At 57.3% G+C, this 527-nt stretch carries 2 pseudogenes; one reads left to right on the plus strand and one right to left on the minus strand.

Annotated elements, in window-relative coordinates:
* Nucleotides 1–241, minus strand: a pseudogene (locus ABD331_RS60795) (DDE-type integrase/transposase/recombinase); the annotation flags it as partial.
* A 64-nt stretch (nucleotides 242–305) separates the two neighbouring features.
* Here ABD331_RS60795 and ABD331_RS60800 point away from each other — a divergent pair.
* Nucleotides 306–527 (plus strand): annotated as a pseudogene (locus tag ABD331_RS60800) (IS6 family transposase); the annotation flags it as partial.

Genomic DNA, 527 nt, shown 5'->3' on the forward strand with positions numbered 1-527 from the left:
TGGCGCTGCGGGTCGGCGACAGGTAGAAATCGATCGTGTCGCCCCGCTTGTCGACTGCCCGGTACAGGTAGGTCCACTTGCCCCGCACCTTGACGTAGGTTTCATCCAGGCGCCAGCTCGGATCAAAGCCACGCCGCCAGAACCAGCGCAGCCGCTTCTCCATCTCCGGGGCGTAGCACTGGACCCAGCGATAGATCGTCGTATGGTCGACCGAAATGCCGCGTTCCGCCAGCATTTCCTCAGGCACTGTTGCAAATAGTCGGTGGTGATAAACTTATCATCCCCTTTTGCTGATGGAGCTGCACATGAACCCATTCAAAGGCCGGCATTTTCAGCGTGACATCATTCTGTGGGCCGTACGCTGGTACTGCAAATACGGCATCAGTTACCGTGAGCTGCAGGAGATGCTGGCTGAACGCGGAGTGAATGTCGATCACTCCACGATTTACCGCTGGGTTCAGCGTTATGCGCCTGAAATGGAAAAACGGCTGCGCTGGTACTGGCGTAACCCTTCCGATCTTTGCCCG

It is taken from the genome of Nonomuraea monospora, assembly GCF_039531895.1.
GTDB lineage: Bacteria > Actinomycetota > Actinomycetes > Streptosporangiales > Streptosporangiaceae > Nonomuraea > Nonomuraea monospora.